This is a genomic window from Pseudomonas sp. F007, from assembly GCF_057814275.1.
In genome coordinates, this window is sequence record NZ_JBVATA010000001.1 from 720,835 (window position 1) to 743,591 (window position 22,757).

Here is a 22,757-nt window from a genome sequence, read left to right on the forward strand (position 1 = left end):
GATGTCGACTGTGCCGCCGTCTTCGCTGGCGAGCCAGCTCCTACAAGGTATGTGTGAATCACTCAATCGCGGTAATCCGGCGCCACCCGATCCAGCAACCGCAACAACGCCTTCCACGCCAGATCCAGTGCATCCGGATCACTCAATTCGCCCTCACCCAACGGCCGGTCAGGCTGGTTGAACTGGCGCTCGGTGTGGGCGCAGACCTCGGGCGCGGGCAGTACCAGTTCGCCGCAGGCCTGGGCCGCGAGCTGGATGTCGCAGGCTTTTTCCAGGTAGTACATGCGCAGGAAAGCCTGGGCCACGCTGGCGCCGACGGTCAACAGGCCGTGGTTGCGCAGCATCAGCACGCTCTTGTCGCCCATGTCCGCCACCAACCGCTTCTGCTCCGCCAGATCGAGGGCGATGCCTTCGTAATCGTGGTAGGCGACCCGTCCGTAGAACTCCATGGAAATCTGATTCACCGGCAGCAAGCCGCAGGCCAGCGCCGCCACCGCACAGCCGGCACGGGTGTGGGTGTGCAGCACGCATTGGGCGTCTGCGCGGGCTGCATGCAAAGCGCTGTGGATAACAAAACCGGCCGGGTTGACCGGGTACGGACTGTCCTCCACCGCGCGACCATCAAGACCGATCTTCACCAGGCTCGAGGCGGTGATTTCATCGAACATCAGCCCATAGGGGTTGATCAGGAAATGATGCTCCGGCCCCGGCAGACGTACCGAGATGTGGGTGAAGATCAGGTCGGTCATGCGAAAGTGCGCGATCAGCCGGTAACAGGCGGCCAGCTCTTCGCGCAATTGCTGTTCGGTCGGATTCATGGGCGCACCTGGCACTGCTCCAGACCTTCGATCAAGGCCTCCCAATTATCAAAGCCACGACGGCCGATAAACACCAGACGCGTGCCGCTGGCCGATGCTTCATCGATGGCCGGGAGGAACTGACTGCGGCTGCCGACGTGTTGCAACCAGTGCGCCTTGGCACCCTGATCCAGCACCACCAGGCCTTTGACCCGGAATATGTCGTTGGGCAACGCCTGCAACCAGGCGCGCAGGCGTTCGACGTTGAGCGGCAGGCTGCCCTGCCACAGATGACTGCTGAACATCTCGCTGTGGTCGTCGCTGGCCACCCGTACCAGCGGCTTGAGTGCGCGCGGTTCCAGGTCCAGATCAGAATCCAGCCACAATGCATCCGGCAACTGCGCCTGCACGCTTTCGTGAATCCGTGTGCGCAATCCCAAAGCCTGACGCAGCGCCTGCAACTGCACTTCGTCGACCAGGTCGGTCTTGTTCAACAGCAGCAAGTCAGCCGCCCCGACCTGGGCCCGGGCCAGCCGCGCATACTCGCCTTCGAGCTGCAAATGGCGGGTGGCGTCGACCACAGTGATCACCATGTCCAATTGCATCTGGCTGCGCAGTTGCGGGTAGGCCAGGGTCTGCACGATGCGTTGCGGGTCGGAGACGCCGCTGCACTCGATAACGATGCGTTCCAGCCGTGGCTGCAATTGCGCCAGGCTGGTCAGTTGCGCCAGCAGGTCTTCCTGCACGGTGCAGCAGATGCAACCGTTCTGCAGGCTGTACACCGCATCGGTGACCTCGGAAACGATCGCCGCATCGATGTTCAGCTCACCAAAATCGTTGACGATGACTGCCAGGCGGCTGCCCTCGGCACGGCGCACCATGCGGTTGAGCAAGGTGGTTTTGCCGGCGCCGAGGAATCCCGAGACGACGGTCACGGCGATGCGTGGAGAAGTCATTCTGCCTTGCCCTCCAGCACCGGTGGTTCGCCCTGCCACACGGCCTTGAGGCCGATATCGCCGAGGGCGCCATGGCGGTCGTAGACCAGTTGTCCTTCGACGAAGGTCAGCAGCACCTGGGTCTGGTGAATGTAATTGCGCGCCGGTTGGGCGAACAGGTCGCGGTCGATGACGATCAGGTCCGCCGACTTGCCGACTTCCAGGCTGCCGGTCGAATGCTCCAGGCCCATGGCCACGGCACCGTTGATCGTGATCACGTTGAGCGCCTGTTCAAGGCTGATCGGATCGCCGAAGCAGGCCGGGTCGTCGTTCCACGGGTTCTGCCGGGTGACCATGGTTTCCAGCGCCAGCCACGGGTCGATCGACGCCACCGGCCAGTCGGTGCCCATCACTGCGGTGCCGCCGGCTTCGAGCACGCCTTTGAAGTCGTAGATGCGCTTCAGGCGTTCCTGGCCGTAGCCAGATCGTGCGCCACTGGCGAACGGCGTCGGGTACCAGGCGGCCGGGGAGAACTCGGCGATCACGTTGAGTTCCTTGAAGCGCGGCAAGTTGCCCGGATGCAGCAGGGTGCTGTGGGCGCACTGGTGACGCACACCGCTGAAACCGTTGCGCCGACGGGCTTCGGCCACGGCGTCGAGGAACACGTCGGAGGCGCCGTCACCGGTGCAGTGGGCAATCACGCGGACGCCCTTGCGGTCCATGTCCACCACCATGTCGGTGATGTGTTCCGGGGTCAGGTTGAGCTTGCCACGCCAGTTCGCCTCTTCCGGCCATGGGGTCAGCAGGTACGAGGATTTCGGCTCGACCGTGCCGTCGAAATGGAACTTCACCGCGTTGGCGCTCAAGCGCGCGCTGCGGTAGTAGTGCCGCTCACCGGCCAGCAGCTCCCAACGCCGACGCACCGGGAAAATATCGTCCTGCCAACTGATCGCTGCTTCGATGCGCACGGTCAGTTCGCCGCTGTCGTCCAGTTCCTTGAGCGCCTGCAGACGTTGCTCGCAGACGTGCACGTATTTGCTCGCGGTGACCCCGCGGGAACTCTGGAAATGCACACCGTCGCGGTAGGCACGGCGCAGCACGCTGACCGGAGTGGGCGGCATGGCGGCGTGGATCATCGCGTAGGCGCCGTCGATCATCAGGCCGTTGGGCTCGCCGGTCAGTTCGTCACGCTCGAAATAGCCGTTGCGCGGGTCCGAGGTGTGGCGGTCGATGCCGGCCAGCTCCAGGGCCTTGGAGTTGACCATCATGGTTCCCCACATGCGGTCGAGCAGCGCCACCGGACGGTCCGGCATGACGCTGTCGAGCCAGGCGCGGCCCGGGGTCAGGCCGGCTTCGCGGAAGGTGTAGCGCACCCAGTACTGACCGTAGATCCAGCCGTCGCCGGGGTGGCTGTCGGCGTAGGCGAGGATGCTTTCGCGCAGTTGCTCCGGGGTCGGGTCTTCGATGCCGACGTCCAGGTCGTCGCTGTAGCGCGGCGCCAGGGCCAGGTCGGGGTGGGTGTGCATGTCGTGCAGGCCGGGCATGCAGAACGCGCCGTCGAGGTCGTGCACGCGGGTGTTCGGGCCCTTGAACTGTTGCAACTCGTCGAGGCTGGCGACACCGATCAACTTGCCGTCGCGAATAGCCACGGCTTCGGCCCATGGCCGCGACGGATCCTGGGTGTAGATACGGCCGTTCCCGAGGATCAGGTCGGCGTAAACGCCCCGCGCGGAATGGGTAGAGGAAAAGTTGTCGGACTCAGCCATGCAAGCCACCTATGTGTTCAATGCCAGTGAAAGGTCCGCCGCGCTCAAAATGGCGGCATGGACCCAGACGAATGGCGCTAGTATTGTTGAATCAACCAATACAACAATCGATTTTTTTTGGCCTGATCGTTCAAATTAAGTCACCATAAATGGCACTTGGCTCCCGGTCGGCAATCAGCAAAATAGCCCGCCGCCCTCACCCTCAACCCTGGCAGGACTTTCTATGCGCTTTCCTTCGATGACAGCCCTTCGGGCTCTGGACGCGGTCGCCCGGTTGGGCAGCGTGTCGGTGGCCGCCCGCGAACTGAACCTGACGCGCAGCGCCATCAGCCATCAGATCAGCAAGCTCGAGGAATGCGTGGGCTTTGCCCTGACCGAGCGCATTGGTCGCGGCATTGGCCTGACCTATCAGGGCGAACGCTACGCCCGCGAGGTCCACGGCATCCTCCTGAACCTGCTGGACGCCGGCCAGCCGGTGAACGACCAGGAAGTCTCCGGGCGCCTGTGCGTCAGTTGCGCACCGGGCTTCGCCACCTACTGGCTGTGTCACCACATCGGCGCGTTCCTGCGCCAGTACCCGCAGGTGCAGTTGCAGCTGATTTCGCCGAAGTCGCCGGACGACACCCACAACAGCAACGTCGATCTGTTCATCGCTTACGGCATTGGCGACTGGCCGGAAATGGAGGTCGAGGAAATCGTCGCATTGCGCTTCTTCCCGGTGTGCAGCCCGCGCCTGATCAACGCCTTGGGCGGCTTGAAGAGCCCGCAGGAGCTGAGCGACTACCCGCTGCTGCACATGACCGATTATTCGGACTGGCGGATCTGGCTGACCGCCGCCGGGGCCACGGGGGTCAATGCCATGAGCGGCATTCTGTTCTCCGATGCGCACTGCGCGCAGTCCGCCTGCATCGCGGGGCAAGGGATCGCCATTGGCGACAACCTGATCAGCGGCGACGCATTGTCCAAGGGCCTATTGGTGCGCCCGTTCGACATCACCATCGATCTGCACCGCGGCTACTACCTCGCCACCGACCCGCAAAAGGCCGAGCGCCGGGTGGTGCGGGCCTTCAGCAGTTGGGTCAAGACGCAATTGCAGTCCTCGCACCAGACCTGGCAGGACACGCTGTAGGACGGAGCTGGAATCAGCGGGCAATTGAGTAATTTTATTGACCAATACCCGCAAAATAATTCCATTGATGTAGCGATGCTTTTAACAATAATGAGGCCAAGCCCCTGTCGGATTAATCCCCGCCTCGCCTGTCGCAGCGGCAATAAAAAGAGGAACTCCATCGTGTCCAGCGGTTCAGCCATCCAGCTCAGCGCACAAGGTATCAGCCAGTATTACGGTCGTTTCGCCGCGCTGGATAATGTCGATCTCGACGTCCGCCAGGGCGAGTTCCTGACCCTGCTCGGCCCGTCCGGTTCGGGCAAGACCACCTTGCTGATGATCCTCGCCGGTTTTCTCAGTCCGACCTCCGGCAAGTTGATGGAACAGGGCGTCGACATCATCAAGCGCTCCGCCGAGAAACGTAACTACGGCATGGTGTTCCAGGGCTATGCGCTGTTCCCGCACATGACCGTGGCCGAAAACGTCGCCTACCCGCTGCGCATCCGCAAGGTCGGCGCCGAGGAGCGCCAGCGTCGGGTCAAGCACATTCTGGAAGTGGTCGGCCTTGGTGCGCAGATGCACAAGAAGCCGGCCGAGATGTCCGGCGGCCAGCAGCAACGGGTGGCGATTGCCCGGGCGCTGGTGTTCGAGCCGGAACTGTTGTTGCTCGATGAGCCGCTGTCGGCCCTCGACAAAAACCTGCGCGAACAACTGCAGACCGAACTGCAGCGTATTCATCGGCAGGTCGGCACTAGCTTCGTGTTCGTGACCCACGACCAGAACGAAGCCTTGGCCCTGTCGTCGCGCATTGCGATTTTCAATCACGGCAAGCTGACCCAGGTCGACACCCCGGAGAACATCTACAACCGCCCGGAGAGCCGCTTCGTCGCCGAATTCCTCGGCAAGATGAATCTGTTCCCGTTGCAAGACACCACGCGCAACGGTCCGACCGCCAGCGGTCGCTGCGGCGACAGCCTGCTGCATGCGCTGGCGCCCTCGCCCTTGAGCAAGCAGCCGATCGTGCTGGCGGTGCGTCCGGAACATATGGACCTGCACAGCGAACGGCCGAACCGCGAGGGCTACAACGTGATCCCGGCGCAGCTCACCGACAAGGTCTACCAGGGTTCCAGCACCCACCTGGCACTCAAGGTCGGCGGCGACAGCTTGCCGGTCAATCTCTCGGTCCCCGGCAATCACCCTGGCGCACAGATGCCCAGCGGTGCCCCGGTGTGGCTGAGCTGGCCGGTGCAGCAGAGTTTCCTGCTGCAGGCCTGATGTCCCGAACATTACGTCACGAAGCTCTCTTTCAACCAATAACAACAGCGGACCACCGCCCTCCGAGGACTTGCCATGCGCCAGGATCATCAACGCGACTGTATTGAAGTGCTTATCGAAAAGGCCCGTGGCGGCGAGATCAACCGACGCACCTTCATCCAGGCCATGGGCCTGTTGGCGGCGGTGCCGTTGGCGTTGCGCAGCGGCATCAGCTGGTCGGCGGACAAGCCGCTGGTGGTGGTCAACTGGGGTGGCGACGCCCTGACCGCCTTCCGTTCGGCCTGGACCGACACCTTCACCAAGAACACCGGAATCCAGGTGCGCATCGACGGCGCCGGCCCCACCGAGGGCGCGATCCGCTCGCAACTGGCCAGCGGTCAGCCGAGCTGGGACGTGGTCGACGTCGAGAGCTACAGCGCGATCGTCCTCGGCAAGGAGAAGATCCTGCAGCCGCTGGACTACAGCGTGATCAAGCGTGACCAGGTGGCCCCGGCACTGGCTTCGGACCACGGTATCGCCAGCTACCAGTTCAGCTACGTGATGGCCTGGGACAGCGAGAAGTTCGGCGACAACGGGCCGAAGACCTGGGCGGATTTCTGGGACGTGAAGAAATTCCCCGGCAAACGCACCCTGTACAAGTGGATGAACGGCATGCTCGAAGCGGCCTTGCTGGCTGACGGTGTTCCGGCTGATCAGCTGTATCCGCTGGACGTGGTGCGCGCCCTGAACAAGATCGACGAGATCAAGCCGCACGTGCTGTCGTTCTGGAGTTCGGGCGCCGAGAGCCAGCAGTTGATGGTCGACGGCGAAGTTTCGGTGGGTGCGATCTGGCACACCCGCGCCAAGCTGCTCAGCGAGGACACCGAGGGTCGAGTGCGCTGGAGCTTCGACAACGGTTTTATCAACTCGAGCAGTTGGGCAGTGTTGAACGGCAACCCGGCCGGCACGCCAGCGGCGATGCAGTTCATCCAGCACGCGCTGCAGCCTGAAGGCCAGCTCAAGCTGTTCGAACTGCTGGGCAACGGTCCGTCCAACAGCGCCACCGAGAAACTGATGTCGGCCGAGCAACTGGAGGCCAACTGCGCGTCCGAAGCGAACCTGAAAAAACAGATCGCGCTCAATGCCCAGTGGTACGCCGACAACTACTCAGCCGCCCTGGAACAGTACCTGACGCGACTGTCCAAGTGAGCCCGCGATCATGACCATGACCTTGACCCTGAGCAAACCCAAGCCCCGGTTCAGTTCGCCTGCGCTTGAGCGCAGCGTGCTGCTGTTGCCGCTGCCGGTGTTGCTGCTGATCTTCTACGTGCTGCCGTTTCTTGGCGTGGTCGGCTGGAGCTTTTCGCTGCCGACCCCGGGCATCGAGCAATATGAACGCATCGCCACGGACCCGGCGATCCACGAAATGCTCTGGCGCACCTTGCGCCTGTGCCTGACGGTCAGTTGCCTGGCGCTGTTGATCGGCTACCTGCTGGCCTACTGCTGGGTGTTCAGCCCGCCGTTCTGGCAGCGCGTGGTGGAAATCTGCATCTTCATTCCGTTCTGGATCTCGGTGCTGGTGCGAGCCTTCGGCTGGTTGATCGCGCTGCGCAGCAACGGGGTGCTGAACAACGGGCTGATGGGCATGGGCCTGATCGATCAACCGCTACAGCTGAGTCGCAACGAAATCGGCGTGGTGATCGGCATGCTCCACGTGATGATTCCGTATGCGGTGTTCCCGCTGCTGTCGAGCATGCGTCAGCTCGATCAACGCATCCTGATGGCCTCCCGTGGCCTGGGCGCCGGAGCGTTGCGTACCTTCTGGCAGGTGTTGCTGCCACAGACGCTACCGGGGGTACTGGGCGCCTTCATCATGGTCTTCGTGTTCTGCCTGGGCTTCTTCATCACCCCGGTGCTGCTGGGTGGCGGACAGACCGTGATGATCGCCGAGTACGTGTTCCTGCAAATGTTCCAGACCAGTAACTGGGGCCTGGGGGCTGCACTCAGCGTGGTGTTGCTGGCCCTGGTCAGCGCGCTGATCTGGGTCCTGCTGAAAATGACCCGCGTGAACCGCCTGGTAGGCTGAGGTTACTTATGAACACCCATCGCACAAGCCTGAGTACCCGGCTGCTGGCCGTGATTGCCATGGCCTTCATGCTGTTCCCGCTGTTGACGGTCATTCCGGTGTCCTTCACCAGCAAACGCTTCCTGTCGATGCCAGAAGGCAACTGGTCGATGCGTCACTACGAGGCGCTGGTGAGCAATCCGGACTGGTTCCATGCCATCAGCCAGAGCCTGACCATCGCCCTGGCCACCAGCGTTATCGCCACCCTGCTGGCCGCCAGCTTCAGCCTGGGCATCTGGTACATGCGCTCGAAACTGGCCACCGCGCTGATTGGCCTGGTGCTGCTGCCGATGGCGATTCCGCCGGTGATCTCGGCGCTGGTGCTGTATTTCATGGAAACCAAACTCGGGCGTTTTGCGCCGGGCATGGGCTATGACACCCTGCCCGGGGTGGTGATTGCCCACGTGATCATGGTCGTGCCCTACGGCGTGGTGACCATGCTGGTCGCCCTCAGCCAGATCGACCGACGCATCGAACTGGCCTCGCGCAACCTCGGCGCCAGCCTGATGCAGACCACCTTCATGGTGATCCTGCCGAACCTCAAGCTGGGCCTGGCCTCCACCGCGCTGCTGGGCTTTGCCCTGTCGTGGGAGGAAGTGGCGGTGACGCTGTTCATCACCAGCGTCAACGTCGACACCCTGCCCAAGCGCATCTGGAGCGGCTTGCGCGACAACGTCGATCCGAGTGTGGCGGCGATTTCGGTGTTGTTGATTTCCCTGACTTTGCTGGTGTTGATCGGTCGCCTGGTGGTCCAACACCTGGCCGACAAGCGTGCGCGGAAACTTCTGCATCCGTAACGCGCTTCCCACGAAAAAGCCCCGCGCTTGCCTGGCATGCGCGGGGCTTTTTTCGTTTATCCCCCGCCGCCCCTGTAGGAGCGAGCTTGCTCGCGATGGTCGTCAACGATGACGCGCCACATCCTGAATGCACGCGGTGTTCTCAGGTTCTTCGCGAGCAAGCTCGCTCCTGCAAGGGTTCGCGGTGGACGCTGATCTCGTGACCAGCCACATGCATTGCAGGAGCAAAAACATGACCAGTCACCCGTTCATCCGTGACAACGCCGCCCCGGTCCCATAAATTAGGCGGCCCGAAAAGCCCCAGGGCTTTCTCGCCCCGATCCAGTTATAGAAGTAGTGAAATTTCAATGTCAGATTCCAACACCGCTGAATCCGTAGTCACCCTGTCGTCCAAAGCGGAATACGAAAACTCCATCAATCTTTCACAACACGTGCCCCAGGCCAAAACCATCAGCGAGATGGTGCTGGACGCCTTCCACAGCAACAAGGAAAGCGAGCAGATTCGCGAACTGCGCGCGGCCATTCGCGAAGCCCACGACCGTTTCGATGACGACCAGGCCTACGAGCTGATGGGCCAGCTCAAGCAACTCAAGGACGCCGAGGCCGCCGACAGCGCCGCCCTCGAAGACCTCAGCAGCAAGTTTCCAATCAGCCGCATCCTGTCGAGCTTCAAGGATGACCCGAGCTTCCAGGAGCTGGTTTACGGCCTGGCCCTGAAAGTGCTGAACCAGACCCACCAGGCCATCAGCAACCCGAGTGGCGGCAAAGGCAAGAGCGCCCGGGTGAAGAAAGAAGCCGAGGTGTTCAGCATCAGCAAGGACGGCGTCAGCATCACCCTGCCCCTGCGCACCCCGCGCTCGAAACCGAGCGTCGACCGCGAAGCCTTCGAATTCCTCGGCTTCAGCTTTGTCGGCGAAGGCGATGAGCAGGAACTGACCAGCGAAACCTTCCTCGACAATCAGGGCAACGAACAACCGGCCACGCGCAAAGCCATCATCACCGCCCTGCAACAGCAGACGGCGTTTGAGGGGTACAGCATTACTGCGCAGTAAATAGATGCCTGACACACCGCCTTCGCGAGCAGGCTCGCTCCTACAGGGTCCCTGATCAATAAGAACCACTGTAGGAGCGAGCCTGCTCGCGATGAGGCCATCAGCAGCACCGCATCAAAGCCCAACAAAAAGCCCCGCGCTTCTCTCGAAGGCGGGGCTTTTGTATTGCGGCAAAGCTTATGGCGCGTAGGTCAGCAACAGCTCGGTCGGGACCTTGAAGTCCAGCGACATCATCACGCTCAGGGCGGTGATGGTGAAGATCGAGAACACGAACAGCTTGCGTGCCCAGACTGTGTCATCCACTGCCTTGTAGCCGGTCCAGGCCATGTACAACCAGTACATGCCCATGGCCGCGGCGACGGCCAGATAGCTCATGCCTGCGTAACCACTGAAGGTCAGCATCAGGGTCGCTACCAGGAACGCCAGGATGTAGAACAGGATGTGCTTCTTGGCCACCTGGATTCCGCGCTTGACTGGCAGCACCGGGATCGATGCGGCCAGGTAGTCGTTGAAGCGGAAGATCGCGATGGCGTAGGAATGCGGCATCTGCCACAGGCTGAACATCACCAGCAGGGTCAGTGCAGCCATGTCGAAGCTGTTGCTCACTGCCACGTAACCGATCACCGGCGGCATCGCCCCCGACAGACTGCCCACCAGCGTGCCGTGAACCGACTTGCGCTTGAGGTACAGGCTGTAGAAGCCGACGTAGATGATGAAACCGATTACTGCGAACAGTGCGGCCAGCGGGTTGGCGACCTTGTACAGCAAGGCAACCCCGGCAACGCCCAGGACGGTCGCGTAGACCAGTGCCAGTTTCAGGGAGATCAGGCCCTGGACCAGCACGCGGTTCTTGGTGCGCTCCATCTTCAGGTCGATGTCACGGTCGATGCAGTTGTTGAACACGCAACCCGAGGCCACGACCAGGGAAGTGCCGATCATCGCGGCCAGGAAAATGGCCAGATCGACATGCCCCTTCGAGGCCAGGAAAAATCCGCCTGCCACAGAAAGCACGTTACCGAAAATGATCCCCGGTTTGGTGATTTGGATAAAGTGCTTAAAGGACATCCGGACTTACCTCACTTCGCCATCATGAACGTGTGGATGCTGAACATGATCCACAGCGACAGGCCAACCAGCAGGACAATCACGATCGCGGCGAAGACAAACGCAATGACGTTGTTACGCTGTGCAGCCGAACGGTCCATGTGCAGGAAGTACACCAGGTGCACCAGCACCTGGATGATCGCGAACGCCAGGACGATCCACAGGGTGATCGACTTCGGCAGCGACGGGTACATCACCAGGCCGAACGGGATCACGGTGAGGATCACCGACAGGATGAAGCCGATGGCGTACGACTTGACGCTGCCGTGACCGGCTTCGTCGTGGGAGTGTGATGCGTTAGCCATTTACAGAGTCCCCATCAGGTAAACAACGGTGAATACGCAGATCCACACAACGTCGAGGAAGTGCCAGAACAGGCTCAGGCAGCTCAGACGCGTCTTGTTGGTCGCCGTCAGGCCGTGCTTGTTGACCTGATACATCATGATCGCCATCCAGATCAGACCGCTGGTCACGTGCAGACCGTGGGTACCGACCAGGGTGAAGAAGCCGGACAGGAAGCCCGAACGGCTAGGGCCGTAGCCCTCGGAGATCAGCATGTGGAACTCGTTGATCTCCATGCCGATGAAGCCGGCACCGAACAGGAAGGTCATGGCCAACCAGCCCAGGACCTGCTTCTTGTTGCCCTTGAAGAAGGCCAGCATGGCGAAGCCGTAGGTGATCGAACTGAACAGCAGCAGAGCGGTTTCGCCCAGTACGTACGGCAGTTCGAAGATGTCGTGGCCCGACGGGCCACCCGCTACGTTGTTTACCAGTACCGCGTACACCGCGAAGATCGACGCAAACAGGATGCAGTCGGTCATCAGGTAGAGCCAGAAACCGTATACGGTCATCTCGCCCGAGTCGTGGTGATGGTCATCATGCCCATGTCCATCGACATGGGTGTGTCCAGCATTGGTCACTAAGTTCGACATGGTTTAAGCCTGTTCCAACGAGGTTTCAACACGGGTGGCAGAAGCTGGGATTTTCCCGGCTGCGACCAGACGCTTGTGCTGCTCGGCTTCGATGCGCTCGATCACGTCGACCGGCACCATATAGCCTTGATCATCACGGGCCGCGTGGATCGCGAAGTAGATCACGGTGCCAGCCAGGCTCGCGATTGCCAGCCACCAGATGTGCCAGATCATCGCGAATCCGAACACGGTCAACAGCGCGCCCATCACCACACCGGTCGCGGTGTTGTTCGGCATGTGGATCGGCTGGTACTTGGCCGGAGCCTGGTACGCAGTGCCGTTTTCCTTGGCCTCGGTGAACGGGTCGATGCAGTCAGCTTTTGGCAGTACGGCAAAGTTGTAGAACGGAGGTGGCGACGAGGTCGACCATTCCAGGGTATGGGCATTCCACGGGTCACCGTGTTCGCACATGTTTTCCGGCAGCTTGCGATCACGCACGCTGACGTACAGCTGGATCAGCTGGCAGGCGATGCCGACCGCGATCATCACCGCACCGAACATGGCCACGTACAGGTACGGGACCCACTCAGGGTTGGTGGTAGCGTTCAGACGACGGGTCATGCCCATGAAACCCAGGACGTAGAGCGGCATGAACGCGACGAAGAAGCCGGTGATCCAGAACCAGAATGCAGCCTTGCCCCAACCTTCGTGCAGCTTGAAGCCGAACGCTTTAGGGAAGTAGAACGCGAAACCTGCGATGTAGCCGAATACCGCGCCGCCGATGATCACGTTGTGGAAGTGCGCGATCACGAACAGGCTGTTGTGCAGGACGAAGTCCGCACCCGGGATGGCCAGCAGTACGCCGGTCATGCCGCCGATGGCGAAGGTCACCATGAAGCCCAGGGTCCACAGCACCTGGCTGGTGAAACGCAGACGGCCCTGGTAAATGGTGAACAGCCAGTTGAATAGCTTCACACCCGTCGGGATCGAAATCAGCATCGTCGCCAGACCGAAGAAGGCGTTGACGCTGGCACCCGAACCCATGGTGAAGAAGTGGTGCAGCCAAACCATGAAGCCCAGTACCGAGATCGCGCCCGAGGCGTAGATCATCGAGTGGTGGCCGAACAGTTTCTTGCCGGTGAACGCCGAGATCACTTCCGAGAAGATGCCGAATGCCGGCAGGATCAGGATGTACACCTCAGGGTGGCCCCAGGCCCAGAACAGGTTGACGTACATCATTGGATTGCCACCAAGTTCATTGGTGAAAATGTGGAAATCCATGTAACGGTCAAGCGTCAGCAGTGCCAGGGTAGCGGTCAGGATCGGGAACGACGCGACGATCAGGACGTTGGCCCAGGTGCAGGTCCAGGTGAAGATCGGCATGTCCATCAGTTTCATGCCAGGGGTACGCATTTTCAGTACGGTCGCGAGGAAGTTGACCCCCGTTAGCGTCGTACCTAACCCGGATAGCTGTAGCGCCCAGATGTAGTAATCCATCCCCACGCCCGGACTGAATTGCAGGCCCGACAGCGGCGGATAGGCAACCCAACCGGTCTTGGCGAATTCGCCGACGCCCAGGGACAGGTTGATCAGCACAACGCCCGACACCAGCAGCCAGAAGCTCAGGGAGTTCAGGAACGGGAACGCAACGTCACGCGCGCCGATCTGCAGCGGCACTGCAAGGTTCATCAGGCCGGTGAAGAATGGCATCGCCATGAAGATGATCATGATCACACCGTGAGCGGTGAAGATCTGGTCATAGTGTTCAGGTGGCAGGTAGCCAGGCGAACCTTCGGTAGCCATGGCCAGCTGGGTACGCATCATGATGGCGTCGGCAAAGCCGCGCAGCAGCATGACCATGGCGACGATGATGTACATCACGCCAATTTTCTTGTGGTCAACCGAAGTCAGCCACTCGGTCCACAGATAGGTCCACTTCTTGAAGTAAGTGATACCCGCGAACAGTGCCAGACCACCCAGCGCGATCATGGCGATGGTCACCATCACGATCGGCTCGTGGAACGGGACCGCTTCCCAACTTAATTTACCAAACATCTTTTACTCCTCTGCCCCGGCAGCTGAATGCGAGTCCATGTCCGTAGCGGCCACTTCTTTTTCTTTCTTCTCGTGCTTGACCTTCGGACCCGGTTTCATGCCTTCGTACTTGTCGACGATGGTCTGGAACAGGTTCGGCGTCACCGACGAATAGAGTTCAACCGGGTTGTTCTGGCTTTGCTTGGCAAGAGCCGCGTATTCAGCCTGTTCAAGCTGTTTAGGTGACTTTTTGACTTCACTGACCCAGGCGTCGAATTCTTCCTGAGTGGTGGAAATTGCCTTGAATTTCATGCCGGTGAAGCCAGCACCGCTGTAGTTGGCGGAGATACCGTCCATTTCAGCGTTGCGATCAGCGATCAGGTGCAACTTGGTCTGCATACCCGCCATCGCGTAGATCTGGCCGCCCAGGCCCGGGATGAAGAACGAGTTCATCACGGCATCGGAGGTGATGCGGAAGTTGATCGGCGTGTGGGCCGGGAACACGATCTTGTTGACCGTGGCAATGCCTTGTTCCGGGTAGATGAACAGCCACTTCCAGTCCAGCGCGACCACTTCGATGGTCACCGGCTTCACGTCGGATTCGATTGGACGGTACGGGTCCAGCTCGTGGGTCGACTTGTAGGTGATGTAACCCAGGGCAATGATGATCAGCACCGGAACAGTCCACACCGCGATTTCAATCTTGGTGGAGTGGTTCCATTTCGGCGTGTAGGTCGCCTTGGTGTTGGAGGCGCGGTATTTCCAGGCGAACAGGAACGTCATGACGATCACCGGAATAACCACCAACAGCATCAGCAGGGTGGCGGTGATGATCAGGTTTCGCTGTTCCAGGCCAACCTGGCCCGTGGGATTGAGCAAGGTCATGTTGCAACCTCCCAGCAACAACGTGCCGAGCAGCGGCACTAAGCCTAGTAGTCTGGGGTACCTGTTTTTACTCATCTCACGACCTCTAAAGCAGCTTGCGCAATGCAGTTGGGTTTTGATCGCCAACACTTCACCCTGCCAAGGGTTGGCATTTTTCTTGGATTGAATAAGGGCTTGCCCGTCCTGCGTTAAACGCGCAGTGACATCAACTCGGCGAGCGCTGGTTTCTTATTCGAATTCGTGGTCAAAGGCCTTGTCACAGACCAATTCCATTTGGTGCGGAAAATTGGAAGGCACCGACACCTGGGGTCGCACGGAGCACTCAAACCGCCCCTCGACCACCCTTCGCTGCTCAGGGATGAGCAGTGCCGGAATTTCAGTGCGGGCGATTGTAGATATGTAACGTTTTATAAACCATGTCTCATCCCGAAATAATTTTTATCGGATACGGCAACAATCATTAAATAAATCCGTAACGATCGCCTATCTTATCGCGATTAATTCTCAACAAGAACCCCAGAAAATGTAGGCCTACTGAGCGCATTTCAGACAGCTTCGACTGCCTCGCGCGATCATCTGACCCGCTAAAGCCCCCTTTTCACAAGGGCTCTGGCCAATTGCCCAAGGCTGTTAAAACTGCCTGCCGCCGGATAAAAATGAGTCTTGTTCAGGCATTACTCCGGTGCGATTTTCTGTATCAATCCATAACCAAATATGGAATTTGAAACCGCCTGCGACACTTTCTCTGTGACAACATGTCGCACATGTGTCGCACCCGAACTTGCGTCACGTCATGGTCTTCCAACGCTGACGCCGGAACGCAAAACGCCCCGGCCTCTTTCGAGGGCCGGGGCGTTGTTTTCAGCTGGGGAGGCCTGATTCAGCGACCCTGATCCAGCTGTTTACGATTGCGCGAAACCAGCAGCGGCACCAGCACCACGATCAGCACGAAGGCCACCAGCGCCCACTGCGCCAACGACAGGCCGAGGATCGGCGGGTAAGGCGTGGAGCAGAAACCGTCGACCTGGAAACCCAGCGGGAAAATCTTCGCCAACGGTAGGTCATCGACAATCGGCTGCAGCACATCGATGCCGCAGCTCACCGCAGGATAGAACTGGGTGTAGACGTGGTGCCCGGCCGTCGCGGCCCCCGCCAGAGCGAAGATCACCACCAGGGTTTCAAAGACGCTGATGCCACGCCGCGAGCTCATGGCGGCCCCGGCAAAGGCACTGATGGCGATCAGCAGCAGCGCATAACGCTGCAGGATGCACAGCGGGCAAGGTGCCTCGCCGAGGACGATCTGCATGTACAACGCCCCGCCGATCAACGCCAGACAGATCAGCCCCAGCAACACCAGATAGCGCCGCTCTCGGCCCAGACGCATGGTTTCCTCGTTCATTGCGGTTTCCTTAGTCATAGATGCAGGTGATGGCCTGGTGTAAATCTCCTGTGAGATGCAAATCCCCTGTAGGAGCGAGCCTGCTCGCGATTAACTCAAAGACGGCGCATTTACTCAGGTATGACGCGTTATCGTTGACGACCATCGCGACGGTGCGACGTTTCGACAGGCTCGCTCCTTCAGGGGGATCTGCGCTCCAGCACCAGGAGATATTTTTCCAGCGACAGGCAATGCCCGCCAGTGTACACGCCGCACGCGGCCATGCAGCACGCGCCGAGGTGTCGGAATTTTCGCTGGCGGTTCAACAGGAGGGAATTAACGGCAGGGGTATTAACAGCGGATTAAAGAAAAGGGGCTGTGGCGCCTTTCGTGCGCCAACAGCCCCTTGCAGACAGCAGCAATGATTACTCCAGCGCAGCCGCCGGGCCGAAGAACTCGTAGCGGCTCTGGCTTTCCGGCACGCCCAGCGCCTTGAGGTGACGCTTGACCGCCGCCATGAAGCCTTTAGGCCCGAGGAAGTAGGCATCGAGGTCGCGTTGTTCTGGCAGCCAGTGCGCCAGTTGCTCCTGACTCAGCAGCCCGACCTTGTGCGCCGCCGGGCTGATGCCGTCGTCTTCGGCATAGCAGTAGAAGCGCTTGAGTTGCGGGTGACGCTCGGCCAGCGCGTCGATCCAGTCGCGGAAGGCATGCACGCCACCGTTGCGCGCGCAGTGGATGAAATGCACCGGCCGCTCAGTGGCCAGCGCCGCCTCGAGCATCGCCAGGGTCGGGGTGATGCCGACACCGCCACTGATCAGCACCAGCGGTTTGTCGCTGGTCGTCAGGGTGAAATCCCCGGCAGGCGGGAACAATTGAATGCTGGCGCCAACCTGGAACTGGTCGTGCAGATAATTCGAGGCGCGACCGCCGGCCTCGCGCTTGACGCTGATGCGGTACTGGCCGTCAGTGCCCAGGGAAGACAGCGAGTAATTGCGGCGGATCTCTTCGCCGTCGAGGATCAGCTGCATGCCGATGTACTGCCCCGGCTCCGCCGCCAGAATCGGCCCCTTGTCTGCTGGTTCGAAGTAGAACGAGGTGATTTCGCTGCTCTCTTCCACCCGTTTGGCCAGCTTGAACTCCCGCGCCCCGCGCCAGCCGCCGACGGCTTCGGCTTTCTGGTCGTAGATCGCCGCCTCGGCGCCGATCAGGATATCCGCCAATTGGCCGTAGGCCGCAGCCCAGGCGCTCATCACTTCCGGCGTGGCGATCTCGTCGCCCAGCACTTCGCTGATGGCGCGCAGCAGGCAGCTGCCGACAATCGGGTAGTGCTCCGGAAGAATTTGCAGCGCAACGTGCTTGTTGATGATCTTCGCCACCAGGTCACCGAGCTGGTCGAGCTGGTCGATGTGCCGGGCATACATCAGCACGCCGTTGGCCAGGGCGCGAGGCTGGTCGCCGCTGGCCTGGTGCGCCTGGTTGAACAGCGGACGTACTTCGGGGTATTCGGAGAGCATCATGCGGTAGAAATGGGTGATCAGGGCTTCGCCACCACTTTCCAGCAAGGGCACGGTGGATTTGACGATGGCACGGTCTTGGGCGCTAAGCATTCGGGTGACTCCTGCACGACGGCTTTTCTAATGAGTTGCCCTTGTCTAATCAGCTTTCGTGCCACGTTTAAAATTGTTATAAATCAATAGCTTAATTTTAAGGTAGTCATATCGACACGCTAGCATTTATAGTCATACAGACTACACGGAGTCATTATGACTGCAAAAGCCTTGCTCACCACCCTGCTGCCCCTGGTCGCTGACCTGTCCCGCGAATTGCCCGAAGGCGAGCGCTATCGACGCCTGCTCGAAGCGATGCGCGCCCTGCTGCCCTGCGACGCTGCCGCCCTGCTGCGCCTTGATGGTGAGTGGCTGGTGCCACTGGCCGTCGACGGCCTGAGCACTGACACCCTGGGCCGGCGCTTCAAGGTCAGCGAGCACCCGCGCTTCGAGGTCCTGCTGAGCAGCCCCGGGCCCACCCGCTTTGCCGCCGACAGCGACCTTCCGGACCCCTACGACGGTCTGGTGGACGGTCTGCACGAGCACCTGGAAGTCCACGACTGCATGGGTTGCCCGCTGTTTATCGATGAGCGTCCCTGGGGCCTGCTGACTCTTGATGCGCTGGACCCGGAACGCTTCGAGCCGATCGAACTGGACGCCCTGCAAGCCTTTGCCAGCCTCGCCGCCGCCACGGTCAACGCCGCCGAACGCATCGAGCGCCTGGCCAACCGGGTCGAGGACGAGCATCAGCGCGCCGAGGTCTATCGCCAGGCCAGCGGCCAGCAGCAGCGCGAAATGATCGGCCAGAGCAAAGCCCACAAACGCCTGGTGGAAGAGATCGAGCTGGTCGGTGGCAGCGACCTGACGGTGTTGATCACCGGCGAAACCGGGGTCGGCAAGGAGTTGGTCGCCCAGGCCATACACGCCGCGTCAAAGCGTGCCGACAAGCCGATCATCAGCCTCAACTGCGCGGCGCTGCCCGACACCCTGGTGGAAAGCGAGCTGTTCGGCCATGTGCGTGGCGCCTTCACCGGCGCCACCAGCGAGCGGCGTGGCAAATTCGAGTTGGCCAATGGTGGCACGCTTTTTCTGGATGAGGTCGGCGAGCTGTCGCTGACGGTCCAGGCCAAGTTGCTGCGGGTGCTGCAGAGCGGTCAATTGCAACGCCTGGGTTCGGACCGCGAGCATCAGGTCGACGTGCGCCTGATCGCCGCCACCAACCGCGACCTCGCTGAAGAAGTGCGCAGTGGCCGTTACCGTGCCGACTTCTACCATCGCCTGAGCGTTTACCCGTTGCGGGTGCCGGCGCTGCGGGACCGGGGCCGCGATGTACTACTGCTAAGCGGTTACTTCCTCGAACAGAACCGCTCACGCATGGGCCTCAACAGCCTGCGCCTGTCCAGCGACGCCCAGGCGGCGCTGCTGGCCTACGATTGGCCGGGCAATGTCCGTGAGCTGGAACACCTGATCGGCCGCAGCGCACTCAAGGCCTTGGGTAATGCCCGCGAACGGCCGAAAATTCTCAGCCTCAGTGCCGCTGACCTGGATCTGCCCCATGACACATTGCCGGCGTCGCCGCTGTCCGAAGCGCCAACCCCGGTGAACACGGTAACCGGCGATTTGCGCCAGGCCACCGAGCACTATCAACGGCAGTTGATCAGTGCCAGCCTGGAGCGCCACCAGCACAACTGGGCCAGCGCCGCCCGCGAACTGGGCCTGGATCGGGCGAATCTGGGGCGCATGGCCAAGCGGTTGGGGTTGAAGTAATACCCGCACATCTCACCTTGCGGATGTATTGGATGTTGTTCACGCCCCTTGTAGGAGCCGGCTTGCCGGCGAAGGCGTCTTTGAGAACGCTAAAAGCTTCGCTGGCAAGCCAGCTCCTACACAAGCCAGCTCCTACACAAGCCAGCTCCTACAGGGGGTGAATGTGCCGCGTTGCAGGCTAAAGCCAGCCCCTCACAGGTCGATAACCTGATACCAGCGTTCCACAGAAGGTTTTTATGTCCACGACCAAAGCCCGCGCAGATTCCCTATCGCTTCTGCTGTTTACCTTGCGCAGTGGCAAGCTGATGGCGATCAACCTGCTGAAAGTCAGCGAAATCATCCCCTGCCCGCCCCTCACCCGGTTGCCGGACTCCCACCCGCACGTCAAAGGCATTGCCACCTTGCGCGGTAACTCGCTGTCGGTGATTGACCTGAGCCGGGCGATTGGCGAGCGTCCGTTGGTGGACCCCGACGGCGGCTGCCTGATCGTCACCGAGGTCAGCCGCTCCAGGCAGGGCCTGCATGTGCAGGCGGTGAGCAAGATCGTGCACTGCCTGACGTCGGACATCCGCCCACCGCCCTACGGCTCCGGCGGCGTGCGTTCGTACATCACCGGCGTGACCTCGGTTGACGGCACCCTGGTGCAAGTCCTCGACATCGAGAAGGTCATCCACGGTATCGCTCCGGCACCGCTGGACAACGCCCCCACCGAACTGAGCATGGAAGAGGCCGAATTGCTCGGCAATGCGCGGATTCTGGTGGTCGATGACAGCCAGGTGGCATTGCAACAATCGGTGCACACCCTGCGCAACCTCGGCCTGGAGTGCCATACCGCACGCAGCGCCCGGGAAGCCATCGACTGTTTGCTGGATCTGCAAGGCACCGCGCAGCAGATCAACCTGATTGTCTCGGACATTGAAATGTCCGAGATGGACGGTTACGCCTTCACCCGCACCCTGCGCGAAACACCGGATTTCGCCCATCTCTACGTGTTGCTGCACACCTCGCTGGACAGCGCGATGAACAGTGAGAAGGCTCGCTTGTCTGGCGCCAATGCGCTGCTGACCAAGTTCTCCTCGCCGGAACTCACTCAGTGCCTGATCACCGCCGCCAAAGCGGTGGCACAACAGGGCGCTTGAGCCATGGGCGAGGCCTGGTGCCTGCTGCTGCGCCGTGATCTGCGCAACGTTCTGCCAAACGCAGAGTGGCCGGCGGGCATCAACCTGAGCACTTATCAACCGGCGCAGGCAGCGGCTGTGCATCTGTTGCTGAAAGCCGGCTACGAAAATGGCGGCGGCAGCGTGCCAGCCCTGGACGAGTGGCGCGAACGCTTCGAGCGCGACGCCGAATACGACCCGCAGTTGTGCTTCATCGCGGCGGACAGCCAGGGCATTGTCGGGGTGATCCAGTGCTGGACCAGCGCCTTCATCCACCATCTGGTGGTGCATCCACGCGCCCAGGGCCGGGGCCTGGGGCGGGCATTGCTGCTACATGGATTGAGTGTGTTCCAACAACGGCGCGAAGGTTATGTCGACCTGAAGGTCATGGAAGACAACCATCGGGCGCGACGGCTGTACGAAAAGGCTGGCATGTATGTGGTCCGCCGAGAATTGCTTGGGGATTGAGGGAGTTCAGCAAAACCGTCGCGAAGTATCCGGCATACTCCGGTACCTCTACTGTTGGAGCCGCCGGTCGACGCTCGAATGCTCGCGAAAAGCGTGAGACCGCCGCGCTCGTTCAGAATGACTGCGTCATCGTTGGCGTTTTTCGCGAGCAAGCTCGCTCCTACAACCCCTTTCCCCCGCGCAGACCTGCCATGAAAACCCACGCCCTGCTCTTCCTCACCCTGACCGCCCTCGCCTCCCAGGCCCAGGCTTCCAGCCCCGATGCCTGGGCCGCCTTCGACAAGGCCGTGCTCGCCAGTTGCACCAAGGCCAGCCAGTTGAACCACGTCAAACCGGTGGGCAACGCCGCGCAGTTCGATGATCGGGTCGGCTACACCGCGCTGCTGCTAGAGGGTAAGTACCCGCAGAAACACATGAAGGGCCAGACCGGCACCGAGTTGTGCCTCTATCACAAGAAAAGCAAAACCGCCTACGTGACTGAGTGGGACTCGGTGCGGGCGACCGGCAAAGGTCAGTGACTGGCGCACTCCTTGCTTCGTGGCCGTCCCCTGCGATGGTTTTCCGTCATCGCTGATACGTGGCCGGCTTTTCCATGAACACAAAGTTTTCCTGCGTAGGTTGCGGCAAGTGCTGCAGTGACCACCATGTACCCCTGACCCTCGCCGAAGCCCGTATGTGGGCGGCGGATGGAGGCGCTGTAATCGTCTTGGTGGAAGGGTTTCTCGGCAATGGCCTGGGGCTGCCGGCCGAGCAGCGCGAGCATGCGCAGCGGCGCTCTGTGGCAGTGCCCAGTGGCGCAGCCAAGGCCTACGTGACCATCACCTTTGCCGCGTTCAACCCTGGACGCTGCCGGAATCTTGACGAGGAAAACCTGTGTCGGATTTATGACCGGCGGCCGCTGGTGTGTCGGATCTATCCGATGGAAATCAATCCGCATATTCCGCTGACGCCGGGGGCCAAGGACTGTCCGCCGGAGTCGTGGGAGCAGGGTCCCGAGCTGATTGTCGGTGGTCAATTGGCTGACCTGGAATTGGCGAGCCTGATCGAACAGTCGCGCCAGGCCGATCGAGATGACATTCGAATCAAGGAAGCGCTCTGCCGGCGCTTGGGAATTCGCACCAGCGCGCTCAAGGGCGATGGCTTTACCGCCTATCTGCCGGACATGACGGCATTTGCCCAGGCGCTGGAACAGGCTCAGGCAGATGCGTCAGTGGAGGCGGTCGAGGAGTGGCAGTTTCATGTGTCGGGCGACAATGTCGCCGAACAGATGCAGGCCGCCGGGGCGTGGTGGACCGTGGAACCACCGCAGACCTATGCGTTTATTTCATTGCGTGCGGCGTGATCCGGCACGACTCAGCGTTTGCCCATCGAACGGCGAGTACCCGGAGGCGCGGCGCCTGGCACTTTGGTATGGCCGTTCTTGGCGCCGTTCTTGTACCACGGCTGGTTGCCCTGCTTGGCTGCGGCCAGTTCGCCCGGTTTGAAGGGAAACTTGAAGGCCGGGATCGCGTTTTTGCTGTCACCGTCGGCGCTGGAGTCGACGCTGTCTGGCAGGTCAGCCTGGTCGTCAGCCGCAGGCGTTTGTGTCGGGGAAGTCATGAATGCTCCGGTGTTGCATTGAGTCGGACCCGAAAGGTGGGCCACGAAAGACCGGCAGTATAGCGGGAAGCGC

Annotated in this window: 22 protein-coding genes; 11 read left to right on the forward strand and 11 right to left on the reverse strand. The window is 61.0% G+C overall.

From position 1 onward, the window contains the following. Positions 1-62 precede the first annotated feature (62 nt). Genes ACZYR5_RS03385 through ACZYR5_RS03395 form a run of 3 tightly spaced genes read right to left on the reverse strand, consistent with a single transcriptional unit; the run spans position 63 to position 3,498 of the window. Positions 63-818 (reverse strand): class II aldolase/adducin family protein, encoded by a 756-nt coding sequence (locus ACZYR5_RS03385; protein ID WP_489087910.1) that lies wholly within the window; start codon positions 816-818, stop codon positions 63-65. Further along, positions 815-1,753 (reverse strand): CobW family GTP-binding protein, encoded by a 939-nt coding sequence (locus tag ACZYR5_RS03390; protein WP_489087909.1) that lies wholly within the window; start codon positions 1,751-1,753, stop codon positions 815-817. The genes ACZYR5_RS03385 and ACZYR5_RS03390 overlap by 4 nt, the downstream gene beginning before the upstream one ends. Then, a complete protein-coding gene (locus ACZYR5_RS03395) occupies positions 1,750-3,498 on the reverse strand; it encodes an amidohydrolase (RefSeq protein ID WP_489087908.1) in 1,749 nt (582 codons plus the stop codon). Before ACZYR5_RS03395 ends, ACZYR5_RS03390 begins: the two co-directional genes overlap by 4 nt. Before the next feature lie 223 nt (positions 3,499-3,721). On the opposite strand from ACZYR5_RS03395, the gene ACZYR5_RS03400 reads away from it, so the two are divergent. The 6 genes from ACZYR5_RS03400 (at position 3,722) to ACZYR5_RS03425 (ending at position 9,834) form a co-directional block, all read left to right on the forward strand. Next, complete coding sequence (locus tag ACZYR5_RS03400) at positions 3,722-4,627, forward strand: LysR substrate-binding domain-containing protein (protein ID WP_105754780.1); 906 nt, start codon at positions 3,722-3,724, stop codon at positions 4,625-4,627. A 162-nt stretch (positions 4,628-4,789) separates the two neighbouring features. Next, positions 4,790-5,881, forward strand: a complete 1,092-nt coding sequence (locus tag ACZYR5_RS03405) for an ABC transporter ATP-binding protein (protein WP_489087907.1) — start codon at positions 4,790-4,792, stop codon at positions 5,879-5,881. A gap of 75 nt (positions 5,882-5,956) precedes the next feature. Then, a complete protein-coding gene (locus ACZYR5_RS03410; RefSeq protein ID WP_489087906.1) occupies positions 5,957-7,069 on the forward strand; it encodes an ABC transporter substrate-binding protein in 1,113 nt (370 codons plus the stop codon). A gap of 10 nt (positions 7,070-7,079) precedes the next feature. Next, positions 7,080-7,946, forward strand: a complete 867-nt coding sequence (locus tag ACZYR5_RS03415; RefSeq protein ID WP_489087905.1) for an ABC transporter permease — start codon at positions 7,080-7,082, stop codon at positions 7,944-7,946. A gap of 8 nt (positions 7,947-7,954) precedes the next feature. Next, positions 7,955-8,782, forward strand: coding sequence for an ABC transporter permease (locus ACZYR5_RS03420; RefSeq protein ID WP_489087904.1), 828 nt, complete (start codon positions 7,955-7,957; stop codon positions 8,780-8,782). Positions 8,783-9,129: 347 nt separating this feature from the next. After that, the gene (locus tag ACZYR5_RS03425) at positions 9,130-9,834 is read left to right on the forward strand and encodes a hypothetical protein (protein WP_489087903.1); all 705 of its coding nucleotides are present in this window, start codon (positions 9,130-9,132) and stop codon (positions 9,832-9,834) included. Between the two features lie 177 nt (positions 9,835-10,011). On the opposite strand, the gene cyoE is transcribed toward ACZYR5_RS03425, so the two are convergent. From cyoE to hmpA, 7 genes are all read right to left on the reverse strand, one after another. Further along, the gene (cyoE, locus tag ACZYR5_RS03430) at positions 10,012-10,899 is read right to left on the reverse strand and encodes a heme o synthase (RefSeq protein WP_027619593.1); all 888 of its coding nucleotides are present in this window, start codon (positions 10,897-10,899) and stop codon (positions 10,012-10,014) included. 11 nt (positions 10,900-10,910) lie between these two features. Continuing rightward, a complete protein-coding gene (gene cyoD / locus ACZYR5_RS03435; protein ID WP_027619592.1) occupies positions 10,911-11,243 on the reverse strand; it encodes a cytochrome o ubiquinol oxidase subunit IV in 333 nt (110 codons plus the stop codon). After that, positions 11,244-11,870 carry a cytochrome o ubiquinol oxidase subunit III gene (locus ACZYR5_RS03440; protein WP_489087902.1) on the reverse strand — a complete coding sequence of 209 codons (627 nt, stop codon included), beginning with the start codon at positions 11,868-11,870 and terminating at the stop codon, positions 11,244-11,246. A 3-nt stretch (positions 11,871-11,873) separates the two neighbouring features. Then, positions 11,874-13,904 (reverse strand): cytochrome o ubiquinol oxidase subunit I, encoded by a 2,031-nt coding sequence (gene cyoB / locus ACZYR5_RS03445; RefSeq protein ID WP_489087901.1) that lies wholly within the window; start codon positions 13,902-13,904, stop codon positions 11,874-11,876. A 3-nt stretch (positions 13,905-13,907) separates the two neighbouring features. Further along, positions 13,908-14,843 (reverse strand): ubiquinol oxidase subunit II, encoded by a 936-nt coding sequence (cyoA, locus tag ACZYR5_RS03450; RefSeq protein ID WP_027619589.1) that lies wholly within the window; start codon positions 14,841-14,843, stop codon positions 13,908-13,910. 805 nt (positions 14,844-15,648) lie between these two features. Next, positions 15,649-16,167 carry a disulfide bond formation protein B gene (locus ACZYR5_RS03455; protein WP_489087900.1) on the reverse strand — a complete coding sequence of 173 codons (519 nt, stop codon included), beginning with the start codon at positions 16,165-16,167 and terminating at the stop codon, positions 15,649-15,651. Positions 16,168-16,571: 404 nt separating this feature from the next. Then, complete coding sequence (gene hmpA / locus ACZYR5_RS03460; RefSeq protein ID WP_489087899.1) at positions 16,572-17,753, reverse strand: NO-inducible flavohemoprotein; 1,182 nt, start codon at positions 17,751-17,753, stop codon at positions 16,572-16,574. A gap of 156 nt (positions 17,754-17,909) precedes the next feature. Between hmpA and norR the strand changes: the two genes are divergently transcribed. The 5 genes from norR to ACZYR5_RS03485 all read left to right on the forward strand — a co-directional run bounded on the left by norR (position 17,910) and on the right by ACZYR5_RS03485 (position 22,427). Next, complete coding sequence (gene norR / locus ACZYR5_RS03465) at positions 17,910-19,460, forward strand: nitric oxide reductase transcriptional regulator NorR (protein WP_489087898.1); 1,551 nt, start codon at positions 17,910-17,912, stop codon at positions 19,458-19,460. A 236-nt stretch (positions 19,461-19,696) separates the two neighbouring features. Then, positions 19,697-20,599 (forward strand): chemotaxis protein CheV, encoded by a 903-nt coding sequence (locus ACZYR5_RS03470; protein WP_489087897.1) that lies wholly within the window; start codon positions 19,697-19,699, stop codon positions 20,597-20,599. 3 nt (positions 20,600-20,602) lie between these two features. Beyond that, complete coding sequence (locus ACZYR5_RS03475; RefSeq protein WP_489087896.1) at positions 20,603-21,085, forward strand: GNAT family N-acetyltransferase; 483 nt, start codon at positions 20,603-20,605, stop codon at positions 21,083-21,085. Between the two features lie 191 nt (positions 21,086-21,276). Continuing rightward, positions 21,277-21,603, forward strand: coding sequence for a hypothetical protein (locus ACZYR5_RS03480; protein WP_489087895.1), 327 nt, complete (start codon positions 21,277-21,279; stop codon positions 21,601-21,603). Positions 21,604-21,677: 74 nt separating this feature from the next. Next, complete coding sequence (locus ACZYR5_RS03485; RefSeq protein ID WP_489087894.1) at positions 21,678-22,427, forward strand: YkgJ family cysteine cluster protein; 750 nt, start codon at positions 21,678-21,680, stop codon at positions 22,425-22,427. Between the two features lie 11 nt (positions 22,428-22,438). Here ACZYR5_RS03485 and ACZYR5_RS03490 read toward each other — a convergent pair whose 3' ends face one another. Next, positions 22,439-22,684, reverse strand: a complete 246-nt coding sequence (locus ACZYR5_RS03490; protein ID WP_489087893.1) for a hypothetical protein — start codon at positions 22,682-22,684, stop codon at positions 22,439-22,441. Positions 22,685-22,757: the final 73 nt, after the last annotated feature.

Coding starts and splice junctions, on each gene's coding strand:
- ACZYR5_RS03425 (WP_489087903.1), top strand. CDS start 9,130: ATGTCAGATTCCAACACCGCTGAATCCGTAGTCACCCTGTCGTCCAAA.
- ACZYR5_RS03410 (WP_489087906.1), top strand. CDS start 5,957: ATGCGCCAGGATCATCAACGCGACTGTATTGAAGTGCTTATCGAAAAG.
- cyoB (WP_489087901.1), bottom strand. CDS start 13,904: ATGTTTGGTAAATTAAGTTGGGAAGCGGTCCCGTTCCACGAGCCGATC.
- ACZYR5_RS03470 (WP_489087897.1), top strand. CDS start 19,697: ATGTCCACGACCAAAGCCCGCGCAGATTCCCTATCGCTTCTGCTGTTT.
- ACZYR5_RS03395 (WP_489087908.1), bottom strand. CDS start 3,498: ATGGCTGAGTCCGACAACTTTTCCTCTACCCATTCCGCGCGGGGCGTT.
- ACZYR5_RS03485 (WP_489087894.1), top strand. CDS start 21,678: ATGAACACAAAGTTTTCCTGCGTAGGTTGCGGCAAGTGCTGCAGTGAC.
- ACZYR5_RS03385 (WP_489087910.1), bottom strand. CDS start 818: ATGAATCCGACCGAACAGCAATTGCGCGAAGAGCTGGCCGCCTGTTAC.
- hmpA (WP_489087899.1), bottom strand. CDS start 17,753: ATGCTTAGCGCCCAAGACCGTGCCATCGTCAAATCCACCGTGCCCTTG.
- ACZYR5_RS03480 (WP_489087895.1), top strand. CDS start 21,277: ATGAAAACCCACGCCCTGCTCTTCCTCACCCTGACCGCCCTCGCCTCC.
- ACZYR5_RS03390 (WP_489087909.1), bottom strand. CDS start 1,753: ATGACTTCTCCACGCATCGCCGTGACCGTCGTCTCGGGATTCCTCGGC.
- ACZYR5_RS03415 (WP_489087905.1), top strand. CDS start 7,080: ATGACCATGACCTTGACCCTGAGCAAACCCAAGCCCCGGTTCAGTTCG.
- cyoA (WP_027619589.1), bottom strand. CDS start 14,843: ATGAGTAAAAACAGGTACCCCAGACTACTAGGCTTAGTGCCGCTGCTC.
- ACZYR5_RS03455 (WP_489087900.1), bottom strand. CDS start 16,167: ATGAACGAGGAAACCATGCGTCTGGGCCGAGAGCGGCGCTATCTGGTG.
- norR (WP_489087898.1), top strand. CDS start 17,910: ATGACTGCAAAAGCCTTGCTCACCACCCTGCTGCCCCTGGTCGCTGAC.
- ACZYR5_RS03490 (WP_489087893.1), bottom strand. CDS start 22,684: ATGACTTCCCCGACACAAACGCCTGCGGCTGACGACCAGGCTGACCTG.
- ACZYR5_RS03400 (WP_105754780.1), top strand. CDS start 3,722: ATGCGCTTTCCTTCGATGACAGCCCTTCGGGCTCTGGACGCGGTCGCC.
- ACZYR5_RS03475 (WP_489087896.1), top strand. CDS start 20,603: ATGGGCGAGGCCTGGTGCCTGCTGCTGCGCCGTGATCTGCGCAACGTT.
- ACZYR5_RS03440 (WP_489087902.1), bottom strand. CDS start 11,870: ATGTCGAACTTAGTGACCAATGCTGGACACACCCATGTCGATGGACAT.
- ACZYR5_RS03420 (WP_489087904.1), top strand. CDS start 7,955: ATGAACACCCATCGCACAAGCCTGAGTACCCGGCTGCTGGCCGTGATT.
- cyoE (WP_027619593.1), bottom strand. CDS start 10,899: ATGTCCTTTAAGCACTTTATCCAAATCACCAAACCGGGGATCATTTTC.
- cyoD (WP_027619592.1), bottom strand. CDS start 11,243: ATGGCTAACGCATCACACTCCCACGACGAAGCCGGTCACGGCAGCGTC.